Annotated in this window: 15 protein-coding genes; 3 read left to right on the forward strand and 12 right to left on the reverse strand. The window is 66.5% G+C overall.

Going from position 1 to position 17096, the window contains the following annotated elements:
* From purB to OXF11_20930, 11 genes are all read right to left on the reverse strand, one after another.
* The coding region (gene purB / locus OXF11_20880) for an adenylosuccinate lyase (GenBank protein ID MCY4489543.1) at positions 1 to 894 on the reverse strand (894 nt) is incomplete at its 3' end.
* Complete coding sequence (dut, locus tag OXF11_20885) at positions 891 to 1367, reverse strand: dUTP diphosphatase (GenBank protein MCY4489544.1); 477 nt, start codon at positions 1365 to 1367, stop codon at positions 891 to 893. The genes purB and dut, both read right to left, overlap by 4 nt.
* Before the next feature lie 121 nt (positions 1368 to 1488).
* Entirely contained in the window at positions 1489 to 2775 is a 1287-nt protein-coding gene (locus OXF11_20890) for a pitrilysin family protein (GenBank protein ID MCY4489545.1), read from the reverse strand.
* 109 nt (positions 2776 to 2884) lie between these two features.
* On the reverse strand, positions 2885 to 4981 hold the full coding sequence (gene pnp, locus OXF11_20895; protein MCY4489546.1) for a polyribonucleotide nucleotidyltransferase: 2097 nt from the start codon (positions 4979 to 4981) through the stop codon (positions 2885 to 2887).
* Between the two features lie 68 nt (positions 4982 to 5049).
* Positions 5050 to 5319, reverse strand: coding sequence for a 30S ribosomal protein S15 (gene rpsO / locus OXF11_20900; GenBank protein ID MCY4489547.1), 270 nt, complete (start codon positions 5317 to 5319; stop codon positions 5050 to 5052).
* Positions 5320 to 5413: 94 nt separating this feature from the next.
* Positions 5414 to 6319 carry a tRNA pseudouridine(55) synthase TruB gene (gene truB / locus OXF11_20905; GenBank protein ID MCY4489548.1) on the reverse strand — a complete coding sequence of 302 codons (906 nt, stop codon included), beginning with the start codon at positions 6317 to 6319 and terminating at the stop codon, positions 5414 to 5416.
* Between the two features lie 23 nt (positions 6320 to 6342).
* Complete coding sequence (rbfA, locus tag OXF11_20910; GenBank protein MCY4489549.1) at positions 6343 to 6711, reverse strand: 30S ribosome-binding factor RbfA; 369 nt, start codon at positions 6709 to 6711, stop codon at positions 6343 to 6345.
* A gap of 90 nt (positions 6712 to 6801) precedes the next feature.
* Positions 6802 to 7089, reverse strand: coding sequence for a DUF503 domain-containing protein (locus OXF11_20915; GenBank protein MCY4489550.1), 288 nt, complete (start codon positions 7087 to 7089; stop codon positions 6802 to 6804).
* A gap of 34 nt (positions 7090 to 7123) precedes the next feature.
* Positions 7124 to 9994 (reverse strand): translation initiation factor IF-2, encoded by a 2871-nt coding sequence (gene infB, locus OXF11_20920; protein MCY4489551.1) that lies wholly within the window; start codon positions 9992 to 9994, stop codon positions 7124 to 7126.
* Between the two features lie 256 nt (positions 9995 to 10250).
* Positions 10251 to 11675, reverse strand: a complete 1425-nt coding sequence (nusA, locus tag OXF11_20925; GenBank protein MCY4489552.1) for a transcription termination factor NusA — start codon at positions 11673 to 11675, stop codon at positions 10251 to 10253.
* A gap of 24 nt (positions 11676 to 11699) precedes the next feature.
* Positions 11700 to 12191, reverse strand: coding sequence for a ribosome maturation factor RimP (locus tag OXF11_20930; protein MCY4489553.1), 492 nt, complete (start codon positions 12189 to 12191; stop codon positions 11700 to 11702).
* 181 nt (positions 12192 to 12372) lie between these two features.
* On the opposite strand from OXF11_20930, the gene OXF11_20935 reads away from it, so the two are divergent.
* The 3 genes from OXF11_20935 to thiE are packed head-to-tail and all read left to right on the forward strand — an operon-like array spanning position 12373 to position 15559.
* Complete coding sequence (locus tag OXF11_20935; protein MCY4489554.1) at positions 12373 to 13500, forward strand: ATP-binding protein; 1128 nt, start codon at positions 12373 to 12375, stop codon at positions 13498 to 13500.
* 5 nt (positions 13501 to 13505) lie between these two features.
* Complete coding sequence (locus OXF11_20940; protein MCY4489555.1) at positions 13506 to 14945, forward strand: sigma-54 dependent transcriptional regulator; 1440 nt, start codon at positions 13506 to 13508, stop codon at positions 14943 to 14945.
* On the forward strand, positions 14942 to 15559 hold the full coding sequence (thiE, locus tag OXF11_20945; protein ID MCY4489556.1) for a thiamine phosphate synthase: 618 nt from the start codon (positions 14942 to 14944) through the stop codon (positions 15557 to 15559). The genes OXF11_20940 and thiE overlap by 4 nt, the downstream gene beginning before the upstream one ends.
* Positions 15560 to 15577: 18 nt before the next feature.
* On the opposite strand, the gene dnaB is transcribed toward thiE, so the two are convergent.
* A complete protein-coding gene (gene dnaB, locus OXF11_20950; protein MCY4489557.1) occupies positions 15578 to 16954 on the reverse strand; it encodes a replicative DNA helicase in 1377 nt (458 codons plus the stop codon).
* Between the last annotated feature and the right edge of the window lie 142 nt (positions 16955 to 17096).

Consider the following 17096-nt stretch of genomic DNA (forward strand, 5'->3'; position numbering starts at 1 on the left):
CCACAGGGCGACGTTCTCCAGGGCCGAGACCGAATACGAACGCACCAGCCGCGCCAGGCCGGAAACGTTCTCCGACAGGATCGGGTTGCGCTTGTGGGGCATGGCGGACGACCCCATCTGGGTCGCGGCGAAGGGTTCCTCCGCTTCCAGCACCTCGGTGCGCTGGAGGTGGCGGATCTCCACGGCGAACTTCTCGATGGAGCTGGCGAGCACGGCCAGGACACTGAAGAAGTAGGCGTGACGGTCGCGCTGGATGATCTGGTTGGACACCGGGTCCGGCGTGAGGCCCGCGGCCTTGCACACGTACGCCTCCACCTCCGGGGGCACCTGCGCGTAGGTGCCGACCGCGCCGGAGACGATGCCGCAGCACACCTCGGCGACGGCGCCCTCCAGACGCGCCAGGTTGCGGCCCATCTCTTCGTGCCACAGGGCCAGCTTGAGGCCGAAGGTGATGGGTTCGGCGTGGATCCCGTGGGTGCGCCCCATCATGGGCGTGTCCTTGTAGCGATGCGCCTGCTCCCGCAGCACCGACATGAACGTGCGCACGTCTTCCAGCAGGAGCGCGCTGGCGTCCTTGAGCTGCAGCGAAAACCCCGTGTCCATGACGTCGGAAGAGGTCATGCCGACGTGCACGAAGCGGGCGTCGTCGCCGATGGACTCGGCGAGGCAGCGCAGGAACGCGATCAGCTCATGGTGCACCTCGCGTTCGATCTCGCGGATGCGCGCGACGTCGAAGCGGGCGTTCCGCCGGATGCGCGCGGGCACGTCCCCGGGCACCTTGCCCAACTCGGCCAACGCTTCCGTGGCCAGGATCTCCACCTCCAGCCACTTGCCGAAGCGGTTCTCCTCGGACCAGATCCGCGCCATCTCGGGGCGTGTGTAGCGGTCGATCATGTTCTGCGTGTTCCCGGGTCTTGTGCGCCGGTGTGCCCGAAGCCGCCGGCGTCACGGGTGGATGCGGGGAGCTCGTCCACCTCTTCCAATCGCACCCGCGGGACGCGCTGCACCACCATCTGGGCGATACGGTCGCCGTGGCGGATGATCGCGGGCTCCCGTCCCAGGTTGATCACCGCCAGTTGCACCTCGCCGCGGTAGTCCGAGTCAATGGTACCGGGGCTGTTCACCAGGGTGACGCCGTGCTTGAGCGCCAGCCCGCTTCGGGGACGGAGCTGCGCCTCGAAGCCCGGCGGCAGGGCCAGCGCGAAGCCGGTGGGTATCAGCGCCCGCTCCAATGGAGCCAGCACGACCTCGTCTTCCACCGCGGCGGCCAGATCCAGCCCCGCCGAACCCTCGGTCATGTAACGCGGCAAAGGAACGGCGGCCTTGCCGTCCCTCACCCGCTTGATCTGGACCTTGACGTCGGCCATGACAACCGGCAATCGCTTCGAGCGACGGCGCCCTGAATCTTCACCCCACCCCTGGATTCCCGCTCCCGATCGGGGTCGAGGGCAAGCTTTCGCGGGAATGACGATTCGAAAGGTCCCCTCCTCAGGGATTGACCGCGACGGCCTCGAGAGCCGTGCCACCGAACTGGACACCTTCGACGCTGTGACCTTCCAGGTCGCCCAGCAGAGTGGCGGTCATGGCGCCGGGGGTGAACAGCTCCCGGGCCAGTTCGGTCACTGCGTCCAGGGTGACATCGCGCACGGCGCGGGTGATCTCCTCCACGGAAATCTGCGTACCGCGGTGCATCTCGCTCCGGGTCATATGCGTCATCCACGAGTCCGCGGACTCGAGGCCCAGCAGGGTGTGCCCGACGAGTTGCTCGCGCGCCCGGCCAAGCTCCTCCTCGGTCGCTTGACCCGCGGCCACCTTGGCCATCTCGTCCACGGCGAGATCCATGACTTCCCGCGCCCACTCCGCCTTGGTGCCGACGTAGACGCCGAGGTAGCCGGTATCCCGGTAGGGTGCCAGGAACGAATAAACCGAGTAGGCCTTGCCGCGCCGCTCGCGTATCTCCTGGAACAGGCGCGAGCTCATACCGCCCCCGAGCAGCGTGTTGCAGACGTGCGCCACGTAGTTCCGCGGATCGCCGTGCGGCAGCGCCGGCACTCCCAGGCAGATGTGCACCTGCCCGAGCTTGCGCGCGTGGTGGAACACGCCGGAGTGGGGCTTCGGTGCCGCCGCCGGAGCCTGCAACGGCTTGGCCTCGAGGGCGCCGAAGGCGCCGCCCACCGCGTCCACCAGCTCGGCATGCGAGAGATTCCCCGCGCCGGCGACGATGATCCGGCCGGGCAGATAGCGCTCGGCCATGAACCCGACGAGATCGTCCCGGGTGAAGGCGGAGACGGTATCCACTTCACCGCCCACCGCCCGACCCAGGGGATGGTCGCCGAAGTAGTCGAGGCTGAACAGGTCGTGGACGAAGTCCTCGGGGTTCTCGTCCGCCGAGGCGATCTCCTGAAGGATCACGGTGCGCTCGCGCTCGATCTCCTCCGGGTCGAATACAGAGTCGAGAAAGAGGTCGCTCAGGACGTCGACGGCCAAGGGCAGGTGCTCGTCCACCACCTTGGCGTAGTAGCAGGTGTTTTCCTTGCCGGTGAAGGCGTTGAGCACCCCGCCGACGGCGTCCATCTCCTCGGCGATCCGTTGCGCGCTACGCGTCTTCGTGCCCTTGAACAGCAGGTGCTCCAGGAAGTGGGACAACCCCCCCTGACGCGGCTCTTCGTAGCGGGAGCCGTTCTCCACCCAGATGCCGAGACTCACCGCCCGGGTCCCGGAGCGCTGTTCGGTAAGAATCCTGACGCCGTTGTCCAGAATCGTCTTTTGGAACATCGGATGGAGACACCCTCGGCGATCCCATCGCCATGGGGGCACGGCGGGCCTGGAGCCCGCCGCCGCCTGATCTGTTTTGGATTTCCGCTCTTGCTTGAAGATCCGCCCGCTACACCCGGTCGGAGGTCTGCTCTTCCTTCAGAGCCTCCTTGCGGCTGAGACGGATCTTGCCCTGCCGGTCCACGTCCAGCACCTTCACGAGCAGCTCGTCGCCCTCGTTGAGCACGTCCCGCACCCGCCGCACATGGTCATCGGCGATCTGCGAGATATGGACCAGTCCGTCGGTGCCCGGCAGGATCTCGACGAACGCGCCGAAGTCCATCACGCGCCGGACCGTGCCCTTGTAGATGCGGCCGATCTCCACCTCGGCGACGATCCCCTCGATCATGTCCAGCGCCCGGCGGCTGCCCGCCTCGTCGCTGGACGCCACCGTGACGGTGCCGTCGTCCTGCACGTCGATCTTCGTGCCCGTGGCCTCGACGATGCCGCGGATGACCTTGCCTCCCGGTCCGATGATGTCGCGGATCTTCTCGGGCCGCACCTTGATGGTGGTGATGCGCGGTGCGTGGCGCGAAACGTCGTCGCGCGTCTCCGCCAGCGTGCCGTCCATGATGTCGAGAATGTGAAGGCGGCCTTCCCGCGCCTGGTACAGAGCCTCCTCCATGATCGCGCGGGTGACGCCGCTGATCTTGATGTCCATCTGCAGCGCGGTGATGCCTTCCCGGGTGCCGGCCACCTTGAAGTCCATGTCGCCGAGATGGTCCTCGTCGCCGAGGATGTCGGTCAGCACCCGCACCTCGTCGCCTTCCTTGATGAGGCCCATGGCGATACCCGCCACCGGCGCCTTGATGGGAACGCCGGCGTCCATGAGCGACAGGGAGCCGCCGCAGACGCTCGCCATGGAACTGGACCCGTTGGATGCGAGGATCTCGGAGACCACGCGCAAGGTGTAGGGGAATGCGTCCTCCTCGGGAAGAACGGGCACCAGCGCGCGTTCGGCCAGCGCGCCGTGGCCGATCTCACGCCGGCCCGGGCTGCGCAGGAACTTCACCTCGCCGGTGCTGTAGGGAGGGAAGTTGTAATGCAGCATGAACTTCTTGAACTGCTCGCCGGTGAGGGCGTCGACGCGCTGCGCGTCGGAGGACGTGCCGAGGGTAGCCACCACCAGCGCCTGGGTCTCGCCGCGGGTGAAGAGGGCCGAGCCGTGGGTGCGCGGCAGGAGGTTCACGTCACAGGTAATGGGGCGCACGTCCTTGAGGCCGCGGCCGTCGATGCGCTTGCGCTGCACCACCAGGTCGCGGAGCTGGGACTTCTCCAGGGCCCGGAAGGCGCCCTTGATCTCCCGTTCGCGCCCGGGAAACTCTTCCCCGCCCGCGGCCATGACTTCGCTGCCCACTTCGTCCACGCGGGAATTGCGCTGCTTCTTGTCGGCGATGCACACCGCCTCCTTGACCTTCTCCTGAGCGCGCTCCCGTACCCAGGCGGTCAAGGTCTCGTCCTTCTCTTCCTGGGGAGCCACCCGCTTGGGCTTGCCGAGCTGTTCCCGGAGCTTCTCCTGCAGGTCGATGAGCGGCTGGATCGCCTGGTGGCCCTGGAAGAGCGCGTCCAGCACGCCCTCCTCGGGCACGACCGACGCGCCCCCCTCCACCATCAGGATGCCGTCCCGGGTACCCGAGAGGAAGATATTGACGTCGCAATCCGCAATCTGGCTCTGGATCGGATTCATGACCCACTCGCCGTCCATGCGGCCCACGCGGACCCCGGCCAGAGGGCCGTTGAACGGGATGTCGGATATTTCGATGGCCAGCGACGCGGCGAACATGGAAACCGCGTCGGTGTCGTTCTCGCCGTCCGCGGACAGCACCGTGACGATGATCTGCGTCTCCGCCTTGAGACCGCCGGCGAACAGCGGCCGGATGGACCGGTCGATGAGGCGGCAGTTGAGGATTTCCTTCTCCGAGGGGCGTCCCTCGCGCTTGAAAAAACCGCCGGGAATACGCCCGGCGGCAAAGGTCTTTTCCTGGTAATCGACAGTGAGCGGGAAGAAGTCGATCTCCTCGCGGATGTCCTTGGACGCCACGGCGGTGGCGAGGACAACAGTCTCGCCGAAACGCACCAACGCGGCGCCGTCGGCCTGCAGGGCGACCTTGCCGACGTCGACACATAGAGGTCGACCGCAATAATCCAACTCGATCTTTGTTTGCATAAGTGTACCCTCGGGGGCAGTGGAGGCTGAAGAGAAGAACGCGGGAAGGGACGACAACGGCCGGGTACCTATCGACGGATACCCAGCCGCTGGATCAAGGTCTGGTACCTCTGAACATCCTGTTTCTTGAGATAATCCAGAAGCCGCCGCCTTTTGCCGACGAGCCTGAGCAGGCCCATCCGCGTGTGATGGTCCTTCTTGTGTGTTCTCAGATGCTCTGTCAGGTAGGTGATGCGGTGGCTGTGAATCGCCACCTGCACTTCAGGCGAACCGGTGTCCGAATCGTGGAGTCTGAATTGCCTGATCGTCTCGCTGGTCTGCTCCCGAGCTGATTCCATCTGTACCCTTTTCTTTCTCCTGTCTTTTGATTTGATTTGCTTTTTAGCATACCGGCCGCGCACTTGCAAAAGCCGCGCCGGACGGCGGCCGCGCTCATCCGGAGCGGTTGAGGACCCGCAGGATCTGCCACCTTCGCACCATCGCTTCCCAGCCGATCAGCGCCACGAGTTCGCCGTCCTGATCCACCACCCGGCGGGTGGTCTCGCCGGGGTCGGGCATCCCGATGCCGGCCAGGGCGCCCTGGAGACCGCGCCTGAGCCCGTCGGCCGCGGCCCCGTCCACGACGGCGCCGCGCAGGTGGCCCAAGGCCTGGTTCAGCGGCACCAGCGGGACGGCACCGGCATCCGAAAGCTCCGTCAGAGCGTCCAGCGTGACGGCGTCGCCGATGTGAAACGGACCGGACGTCACCCGCCGCAGGCGGCTCAGGTGGCCGCCGCAACCCAGGGCGCTGCCGATGTCGGCGGCCAGGGTGCGCACGTAGGTGCCCTTGGAACAGGTCAGATCGAACTCCAGTTCCGCCGGCGCCGCTTGCTCCAGACGCGTGATCTCCACCCGGATGTCGCGCGCCTCCCGTCCCACTTCGACGCCCTTGCGCGCGAGTTCGTAGAGCCGGGTTCCGTCCTGCCTGAGCGCCGAATACATGGGCGGTACCTGGCGCAGGCTGCCACTGAACTCCCGGCGCAGTGCCTCGAGTTCCGGCCGACCCAGCCGCGGGACGTCGCGCCGCACCCGCACCTCGCCGGTGCGGTCCTGTGTATCGGTCTCGGCGCCGAGCGCGATGGCGCCGGTGTAACCCTTGTCCGCGTCCAGGAAGTGCTGCGCGACCTTGGTCCCTTCGTTGACCGCCAGCGGCAGGAGCCCGGAAGCGAACGGATCCAGCGTGCCCAGGTGCCCGACCTTGCGCGCGCCCGTGATGCGCTTGGCCGTGGCCACCACCCGAGCCGAGGATGGGCCCTCCGGCTTGTCCACCAGCAGGATGCCGCTCGTGACCAGATGCATGTTGTCTCGTGGAGTTCTGCCGATCAGGCCTTGGACCGGACCTGGCCGAGAAGGTCCTCGATGCGCCGGGCACGGTCCGGGGCCTCGTCATGGACGAACTCGAGGTCGGGTACGAAGCGCAGATCGAGGTCGGCGGCGATCCGATTTCGGATGAACCCCGTGGCCGCGCGCAGGCCCAGAAGCGCGTCGTTCCCGGAAGCTTCACCGTCGCGCACCGTGAAGTAGAGAGTGGCGTGCTTGAGGTCGGGACGCACGTCCGTCCCGGTCAGCGTCACCGAAGCGAGCCGCGGATCGTTAAGCGAGCGCGACAACAGCCGTGAAACGAACTCGATCAGCAAGTCGCCTACGCGCTGCGAACGCGGAATGCCTGTGTTTTGACGATTTCTAGCCACTCCCCCGCTCCCCACCTGGATTCCCGCTTCCGCGGGAATGACGTATTCGTATCGGTTCTGCCGGAAGTGCCGTGGCTGGAGCGTCCCCGCCTATTCGTGCAGTACGCGGAGTTCCGACTCGCCCAGTTCCGCCAGACCCATGCGGTGCACAAACTCCATCACTTCACGAAGCGTGGCTTCCACGATTCGCGGATTGCTGCCCGCGGCCGCGAATCCCAGCAACGCCCGCTGCCACAGGTCCTGGTCGCCGCACTCCGTCGTGGAAACATTGAACCGGTTGGAGACGCGCGCTTGAATCTTGCGCAGCACGGAGCGTTTCCCCTTGAGGGAATGGTTCTCCGGCAGGATCAGCACCAGCTTGAGGACGCCGATCACCATGCCGCCGGCCTCTCAGCCACTTCGCCGTGCCGAGCTACCGGTCCGCGGAAAGCTGGGCGGCGCCACCGCCATCGGCCCGCAATTGCGCGCGAGTGACAGGGATCTTCTCGAAACCTTCGATAACGTCGCCGACCTTGACGTCATGGTAACCGTCGATGGCGATGCCGCATTCGTAACCCGTGCCCACTTCGCGCACGTCGTCCTTGAAGCGTTTGAGGCTTGCCAGCCGACCCTCGTGCACCACCACCTGGTCGCGCAGGAGACGGATCATGCTGGAACGCTGGATCTTGCCGTCGCTAACCGCGCAGCCCGCAATGGTGCCGACACCGCGGATGTTGAACACTTCGCGAACCTGTATGCGCGCGTGGAACTCCTCGCGGTACACCGGCTCCAGCATCCCTTCCATGGCCGAGCGAATGTCGTCGAGCACCTCGTAGATGATGGTGTAGAGGCGCAAGTCCACTCCCTGCTGTACCGCCAGGCCCGTGGCCTTGGGCTCGGGCCGGACATTGAAACCGATGACGATGGCGTTGGATGCACTGGCCAGCAACACGTCGCTTTCGGTGATGCCGCCCACCGACCCGTGTATTGCGCGGATCTTGACTTCGTCCGTGGATATCCGGGTGAGCGCATCGCCGAGGGCTTCCACCGAACCGTGGACGTCGCCCTTGAGCACCACGCGCAGTTCCTTGACCTCGCTCGCCCTGATCTGGTCGTAGAACTCCTCCAGGGAGACCTTGCTGGTCTTGGCCAGCTCCGCCTCGCGCTGCTGATCTTCCCGGTATTCGGCCAACTGCCGGGCCGTGGCCTCGTCCGTGAGGGCCGAGAACGCCTCGCCGGCCTGCGGCACGCCCTGCAGTCCGAGGATCTCCACCGGGATGGACGGCGTCGCCTGGTCCACCTTCCGTCCCTGGTCGTCGATCATGGCGCGAACCTTGCCGTGATGGGGTCCGGCGAAGATGGGATCGCCCACCTTCAGAGTCCCTTCCTGCACCAACACCGTGGAAACCGGACCGCGCCCCCGCTCCAGCTTGGCCTCCACCACGGCGCCCCGCGCCAGCTTGTTGGGGTTGGCCTTGAACTCCAGCAGGTCCGCCTGGAGCAACAGCATCTCCAGCAGGCTCGGGATCCCTTCACGGGTTACGGCGGACACCGGCACGAAGATCGTGTCTCCGCCCCAGCTCTCGGGCACCAGACCGTGGTCGGAGAGGCCGCGCTGCACCCGCTCGGGGTCGGCGTCGGGACGGTCGATCTTGTTCACCGCCACGATGATCGGCACCTCGGCCGCGCGCGCGTGATCCACCGCCTCGATGGTCTGGGGCATGACGCCGTCGTCGGCCGCCACCACCAGCACCACGATGTCCGTGACCTTCGCCCCACGCGCCCGCATGGCGGTGAAGGCTTCGTGTCCGGGGGTGTCGAGGAAAGTCACGCCCCGCCCTTCCACCCGGACGTGGTACGCGCCGATGTGCTGTGTGATCCCGCCGGCCTCCGCGTCGGTGACGTGGGTGCTGCGGATGGCGTCGAGCAGCGAGGTCTTGCCGTGATCGACGTGTCCCATGATCGTGACCACCGGCGGCCGCGGCTCCAGCGCCTCTTCGGGCTCCGCTACCTCATGTTGGCCCTGAAGCGCGGTCTCCACGTCGAACGCCACGTTCTCGACCTGGTAGTCGAACTCATTGGCCACGAGGGTCGCCGTATCGAAGTCGAGCACCTGGTTGATGGTGGCCATCATGCCCAGGCCCATCAGCTTCTTGATGACCTCTCCCGCCTTGACGCCCATGGACCGGCCCATGTCGCCCACCGTGACCACCTCGGCCATGCGCACCACTCGCTTGCTGGCCTTGGGCACGGTGATCTCGGTCTTGCGCTGTTCTTTCCCCGGCAGGGCACGCTTCTTTCGCAGCACCCGACCGCGGGGCGAACGGAAATCCCGTTCCTTGAGCTCGATGACTTCCTGCTTGCGAATGACCCGCTTCTTGCCCTTGCCCCCCTTGCCGGCCTTTTCCTGGCCTTCGGAGTCCGCCGGCTTGGGTTCGCCCCGTTTGTCGTCACCCGCGGCAACCGCCGGCTTGGGCGCGGGCGCCGGCTTGCGGTTCAGGTCGATGCGACCGAGAATGCGCGGCCCCACGGGCCGGGGCACGCTGTCCGGAGCGGCCTTGCCCGCCTCCACCGCGGCCGCGGCCGCGCCGTTGGCGCCGGTCGCCGCGGCCTCGGCCGGTGCCGGCTGCTGCGGCTCCCCGAGAGGGGTGGTGACCGCCGCATCGGCGGCCGCCGTATCCGCGGGCGCCGCCGCCCGCGAGGCCGGCGTCTCCTCGACACCATCCACCGGGGGCGCGGCTTCCGCGACGATCTGTTCGGCGACCTCGCCCGGCTCCGCTTGCTGTGCCGCGCCTTCTTGGGCCTCGCCCATCGCGGCTTCCTGAGACGCCGCCGGTTGGGACGGCGTCTCCGGAGGCCGCGCGGCGGGAATCGTTGGCTGGGCGACGGGGGTGAATTCCGCGGGAACCGGCGTTGCCTCGGCGTCCGCCGCCGCTTCCTCTTCCTCGGGTGGAGGCGCCACCGGGTGAATGGGCTTGCGGGTGACCAGCTCGACCGTGCTTCGGCGACGCCGGATGACGTTGGCGCGGACGCGACGCTCAGTTACCTTCTCGTGCGCCTGTACCTCGCCCATGTCCTGGTCTTCCGCGGTGATGGTCCGATCCACCACCACGCGTTCCTCGCCGACCGTGACCTTGGGTTTCTCCGTGGCGGCGATGGCCACCTTGACGGCCTCGATCTCGGCTTCGTCGAGGGAGCTCTGAGGCTTCTTGCCGCGCACCCGGATCTTGTCGAGCAGGGCGATAAGATCCTTCGGCTCCATTTCGAGCTGCTTGGCCAGTTGATGCACTCTCAGTTTGCTCATTTCCCACCCCATTGAGCGCGAAGCCTTTCCACCAGATCCTCACGATCCCCGCGGGGCAGATCGCGACGAAAAGCCCGGTACAGGCTCTTCCGTTTCAGGAAAGCTCGCCAACAATCCTCGCGGTTGTGCAGATAGCCTCCTCGTCCCCGGACTTCCTCGGGTTCCAAACCGTGCTCCGTGATCGCGACCCGACGCATGGCGGTCTTGGCGTCGCGCTGACCGCAACCCAGACAGGTCCGCACCGGCGTACGGGCGCTCATTCCGTATGTTCGGCCCTCTGCTCCGGCGTCTCCGCCGGTTCGGCGTCCTGCGGCGCCGTTTCGCCCTTCCCTTCGCCGTCCGCGGCCGCATCCGCGGGCGCCTCGGGTTCCTCTTCACTCGTCTCCTCGGCCGCCTCGGCCGCGCGCGCGGCCTCCTCCGCCTCTCGCGCCGCCTGCTCCCGCAGTTCCTCCACGTGCCTCGCGCCGGCTTCCAGAATGACGGCCGCCTTTTCCAGCTCGATGCCGGTGATCTCATGGATGGTGGAGGAATCGGCCTCCGCCAAGTCCTCGGCCGACTTGAATCCCGACTGGTAGAGCAACTCCGCCATCACCTCGCTGATGCCCGGCACCCCCGACAGCGACTGCCGCGCCTGCCGGCTTTCCTCTTCCGCCTCCGACTCGCTGCGCGCGTCGATGCCCCACCCGGTGAGCCGGGAAGCCAGCCGGACGTTCTGGCCCTTTCGTCCGATGGCCAGTGAGAGCTGCTCGTCCGGGACGATCACCTCCATGCTGTGGGCGTCGTCGTCGAGGAAGATCTTGGTAACCTTGGCGGGAGCGAGCGCCCGGCAGACGTACTCGGCCTGCTCCGGAATCCAGTGCACGATGTCGATCTTCTCGCCGCGCAGCTCCTGCACCACCGACTGCACCCGGGTCCCCTTCATGCCCACGCACGCGCCCACCGGGTCCACGTCCGCATCGTTGGAGACCACGGCGATCTTCGCGCGTCCGCCCGGCTCTCGCGCCGCGCCCTTGACCTCGACGATGCCTTCGTAAATCTCGGGTACTTCCTGCTCGAACAGCTTGATGAGCATACCCGGGTGAGTGCGCGAAAGGACAATCTGGGGGCCGCGGCTGGTCATCTCGACGCTCACGATATAGGCGCGGATGCGGTCGCCCTGCCGGTAGCGCTCGCGCGGCACCTGTTCCTTCTCCGGCAAGATCGCGTTGGTCCTGCCGAGATTGACGATCAGGTTGTTCTTCTCGAAGCGCTGCACGATGCCGTGCACCAACTCGCCTTGACGGTCCTTGAACTCGTTGTAGATGATCTCGCGTTCGACGTCCCGCACCCGTTGGACGATGTTCTGCTTGGCCGCCTGCGCCGCGATCCGGCCGAACACCTGGGAGTCGATCTTCATCAGCAGTTCATCGCCCAGCTCCACGTCCGGATCCAGCGACTCGCGCGCTTCATCCAGTTCGATTTCGGTTTCGGGGTCGGCGACGTCGTCCACCACGATCTTGGCCTCGAACAGTTCGATCTCACCGATGTCGGGGTTGTACTGAGCCTCGAAGGTGCGATCGGCCCCGAACGTCTTCTTGGCCGCCGACACCATGGCCGACTCGATGGCATCGACGAGGATCTCCCTGTCGATGCCCTTTTCCTTGGTTACCTGTTCGATGACCCGGTTTAGATCCTGCTGCATCATTCTCCCCCAGTCGGGGCTGCGTCAGGTTGACACCCACTCGTACTCGACGTTCGCCTTGACGATCAGGCCGAACGGAATAAAGACCTCCCGCCCGTCCTGCAGCACCACGACGCCGTCCCCGGCGGCGCCGTGCAGCGGTCCCAGAAACTTTTTCCGGCCGCCGATCATCTCCTCGGTCTGGAGCCGGACCCTTTGTCCCACGAAGCGCGCGAAATGTTCGGGCTTGCGCAGGGGACGATTGACACCGGGGGACGATATCTCCAGCGTGTACGCGCCCTCCACGACGTCGTAGACGTCCAGCAGGTCGCTGAGCTCGCGGCTCACCCGGCTCAGCTCGTCGAGGCCGGGTGCCTCCGTCTCGTCCTGTTTCTCCACCAAGTCGAGGTAGACCCGCAGCACGCGCCCCGCTCTCCCTTCATGCCTCAACTCGATCTCCACTACCTCCAGACCCTGGTCGGCGGCCAGCGGCTCGACGAACTCCCAGAGGCGCTCCAATGTCTCGCGCGTCGTCATCGGCACCCAAACAATCGCCGCAAATAAAAAAGCGGGCAAGCTGCCCACCGATGTTCAACTTGTACACACTGACACGGCCGAATGCAAGCCAGGATTATCGTTCGCCCCATGGCCGGATGCGCGCGTGAGCGGTTTGAAACCCGCCCGGACTCCGGTTATCATCCCCTGTCTGAAACCGTCCATGCAGAATTCTCGGCTCATGCCCACCGCGCCCCATGCCGGTGACCTGACGGCAGAGGTCTCGTGGCAGGATGTGCTCACCAGCCTCGAGGACGCCGTGATGGTCGTGGATTGCGCGCGCGCCGTATCGTTCGTCAACCAGGCGGCCGAGACCCTCACGGGACGCTCCGCGCGCAGCCTGCTGGCGCGCGACGCGCGCGACCTTTTCCGCGCCAACGGGTGGCTCGTGAACATGATCGACAACAGCCTCGGGCCCGAAGAAGGCACCAGCCGTGCGGAAACCGACTTCGTCAAGCCGCGGCGCGGGAAGGTGCCGGTGAGCGCTCTCGTATCGCCGCTCAGGGACCGTCGCGGACAGGTCTCCGGCAGCGTGCTGCTGCTGCGCGACCGCACCCTGAGGCAGGCGATGGAGGAGGACCTCAGGCGATCGGACCGGCTCGCCCTGCTGGGCAAGGTGGCCGCCGCCCTGGCCCACGAGGTCAAGAACCCGCTTGGCGGGATCAAGGGCGCGGCGCAACTGATCCGCGCCGAGGTGGCGCACGACGCGTCGCTCGTGGAAAACACCGACATCATGATCCGGGAAGTGGAGCGCGTCAATCAACTGCTGGATCAGCTTCTCGACCTCGCGCGGCCCGCGGGTCTGCACCTGGAACCGCTGAACGTGCACGAGCTGCTGGAGCACGTGCTGCGGCTGGAAGCACCCGCCGCGACCGCCGCCGGGGTCAGCGTCCAGCGCTCCTTCGACCCCAGCCTGCCGCCGGTGGCGGGCGACCGGGACCGGCTTATCCAGGTCTTCCTGAACCTCGTGAAGAACGCGCTGCAGGCCATGAACGCCGGCGGCTGCCTGACGGTGGCCACGCACATGGAGACGGAGTTCCTGATGCGCACGGGACAAGCGGCCAGCACCAAGTTCGTCAGGGTGGACATCAGCGACCAGGGCACCGGCATCGACGAGGCGGACCTGCCCCACGTCTTCTCGCCTTTCTTCACGCGCAAGCGCCGCGGCACCGGTCTGGGACTGGCCATTTGCGACACCACCGTCAAGGAGCACGGCGGCCGCTTGGGCGTGGAGAGCCGGGTGGGCGAGGGGTCGGTGTTCAAGGTCTCGCTGCCCGCGCAACAGGATTGAATGCCATGGAACTGGGCCGCATCCTGCTGGTGGAAGACGAGGAATCCCTGAGCCGCGTGCTGCGCAAGGCGCTGGAGAGGCAGGGTTACTGGGTGGCGGCCTGCGCCACCGGACAAGAGGCGCGGCGGCTGCTGGACGAGTCCGCCTTCGATGCCGCCCTGGTGGACATCCACCTCCCGGACATGGAGGGGCTGACACTCCTGGATGCCGCCCGGGAGGCCGGCCTGCAGACGCCCGTCATCGTCATGACCGCGCAGAACACCATGCGCAACGCCATCGACGCCATGAAGGCGGGCGCCTTCGACTACCTCACCAAGCCGTTCGACCTGGACGTCCTGATGGTGGTGCTGGAACGCGCCATGGAGCGGCGCCGGCTGAGCCGCGAGCTGAGCGATCTCAAGGAGGAAGTCAAGAAGAAGTACGAGCCCGGCGTCAACATGATCGGCACCAGCGCGGCCATGCAGCAGGTCTTCAAGACCATCGGGCAGGTGGCCGGGACCGACACCACCATCCTGATCGAGGGAGAGAGCGGCACGGGCAAGGAACTCGTCGCCAAGACCATCCACTACAACTCCGCCCGCTGGAACAAGCCCTTCGTACCGGTGAACTGCGCGGCGATCCCGCGCGACCTGCTGGAGTCCGAGCTGTTCGGACACGAGAAGGGCGCGTTCACCGGCGCCCTGGAAAGGCGCCTGGGCACCTTCGAGCTGGCCCACGAGGGGACGCTCTTCCTCGACGAGATCGGCGAACTCCCGCTGGAACTGCAGACCAAGCTCCTGCGCGTGCTGCAGGACGGTTTCTACCGGCGCGTCGGCGGCAAGGACATGCTGCGGTCGGACACCCGGCTGCTGGCGGCCACCAACCGGGACCTGGAGAAGGCCGTCCACGAAGAGCGTTTCCGGGACGATCTCTACTTCCGCCTCAAGGTCATCCCCATCGAGATCCCGCCCCTGCGGGACCGGCGCAGCGACCTGCCGGCGCTGATCGACTTCTTCATCGCCAAGGTGAACAGCGACATGGGCACGCACGCATCGGGGGTGTCCGCGGACGCGCTCAAGGAGCTCCAGCAGTACGACTGGCCGGGCAACGTCCGGGAGCTGGAGAACGTGCTCATCCGCGCGGCCGTGCTCTCCCCGGGGCCGATCCTGTCGACGCGGGACTTCACGCTGTCGAACCGGCAGGCCAGGACGCCGGACTACGACAGCCTGTCGCTGGAAGAGATCATCCGCGGACGGCTGGAAGAGTACTTCAGACGCACGCGCGACGCGCACGTGGAGAAGCTGCACGCGACGATCATGGGGCACGTGGAGCGTCCGTTGATCGAGATGACCCTCAAGGCCACCCGCGGCAACCAGATCCGCGCCGCACAGATGCTCGGCATCAACCGCAACACGCTGCGAAAGAAGATCACCGACCTGGGCATCACCGTGAAGAGGGAACCATGACCGCGCTGCCGTCACGGCTCTACGCCATCGTGGACACGTCCCAGACCGGCGGCCGCCCGTTGGCGGAAGTGGTCGAAGCCATGCTCGCGGGGGGCGCCTCGGTGCTCCAGTTGCGGGTGAAGGACGGCGCCGCCGGCGAGTTCCTGCGCATGGCCCTCGACGCCCGCGAACGCACCGAGCGGGCGGGATGCCTGTTCATCGTCAACGACCGCGTGGACATCGCCTTGGCCGCGCGCGCCGACGGCGTGCACCTGGGACAGGACGACCTGCCGCTGGAGGCCGCCCGGCCGCTCATGGGCGACCGCTTGATCGGCATCTCCACCCACAGCGTGGAGCAGGCCGAGGAGGCCGAGCGCGGCGGCGCCGACTACATCGGCTTCGGTCCCATGTTCCCGACCCGCACCAAGGAAACCGGCTACGCCTCCCGCGGCCCCGCCATGCTTCGGTCGGTGAGGAACCGGGTGCGCCTTCCCATCGTCGCCATCGGCGGCATCACCGGCGAGAACGTGGCGCAGACGTGGGAGAGCGGCGCCGACGCCGCCGCCATGATCAGCTACCTGACCCGTGGAGAGGACGTCGCCGCGCGGGTGAAGGAGATCCTGGGACGAGTCTGAAGGGAAGGTGCGCGCGGGCTAGTATTCCTGGGCGTCGGGGTACTGCTCGTCGTCGCGCCCCGAGTAGTCCTCGAACCGCGTATATTCGTTGAGGAAGGTGAGCTTCACGGTCCCCACCGGGCCGTTGCGCTGCTTTTCGATGATAATCTGGGCGACGCCCGTGTGCTTCGTCCGGTCCTTCTCGTAAGCGTCCTCGCGGTACACGAACATGATCACGTCGGCGTCCTGCTCGATGGCGCCGGACTCGCGCAAGTCCGCCATCACCGGGCGCTTGTCGCCGCGTTCCTCCACCCGGCGGTTGAGCTGGGAGATGGCGATGACGGGGACGTTCAGTTCCTTGGCCAGGGCCTTGAGTGAACGCGATATCTCCGAGATCTCCTGCTCGCGGTTCGGCGAGTCGCGGTGCCCGCGCATGAGCTGCAGGTAGTCGATGACCACCAGGCCGATCTTCCGGCTGCGGTCGCGCAGCAGCCGCCGCGTCTTGGCGCGCACTTCCAGCACCGTGACCGCCGGCGTATCGTCGATGTACACCGGCGCCTCCGCCAGCCTCCCGGCCGCCTGCACCAGGGCGGGAAACTCATGCTCCCTGAGGTAACCGGTGCGCAGCCGGGAGTTGTCCACGCGCGCCTCCGCACAGAGCATCCGCAGGACGAGTTGCTCCATGGCCATCTCCAGCGAGAAGACGGCCACGCCGATGTCCTTGAGCGCCGCGTTGACGGCGATGTTGAGGGCGAAGGCCGTCTTGCCCATGCCCGGGCGGCCGGCGACGATGAGCAGGTCCGACGGCTGAAAACCCGCGGTGAGCCGATCGAGGTCCGCGTAGCCCGTGCCCACGCCCGTGACCAGCTCCTTGCGGTGGTAGAGTTCGTCCACCCGCTTGATGGTGTCGGTCATCACGTCGCCGATGCGGACGAAGGACGCGTTGATGCGCTTTTCCGATATGTCGAAGATGGCGCGCTCCGCGTCGTCCAGGAACACGTCGACGTCGCCGCGCTCTTCCAGCCCGCGGGTGGCGATGTCGGTGGAGGTGCGGATCAGGTGGCGCAGGATGGCCTTTTCCCGGACGATGCGCGCGTAGTAGGCGATGTTGGCGGCGGTGGGCACGTGGCTTGCGAGCTCCGCGAGATAGGCGGAGCCCCCGGCGGCTTCCAGCTCGCCCATGCTCTTCAGTTGGTCGCTCAGGGTGATGAGGTCCACCGGCTCGTTGTGGTCCCACAACACCACCATGGCGCGGAAGATCTTGCGGTGCGATTCCCGGTAGAGGTCGTCGGGATTGACCAGCTCGATGACGGCGTTGATGGCCTCGTTGTCCAGCAGCACACCGCCCAGGATGGACGCCTCCGCCTCCAGGTTCTGGGGCGGGAGCTTGCTCAGGGTGTCGGTCGCGTCAGCCATGGCTAGTGTGGTGTCTGGTTAATTCGCATCATAATCTGCGGGTCTTTTCTGCATTGATGTCGTTCTTTCGTCTTGTTTATCAATATGTTAGGAATATTCTCATTTGGGCCGTAATCGATATGTAACCCCATTCAACCAATAC

Source organism: Deltaproteobacteria bacterium (assembly GCA_026712905.1).
Taxonomy (GTDB): Bacteria; Desulfobacterota; Binatia; order UBA9968; family JAJDTQ01; genus JAJDTQ01.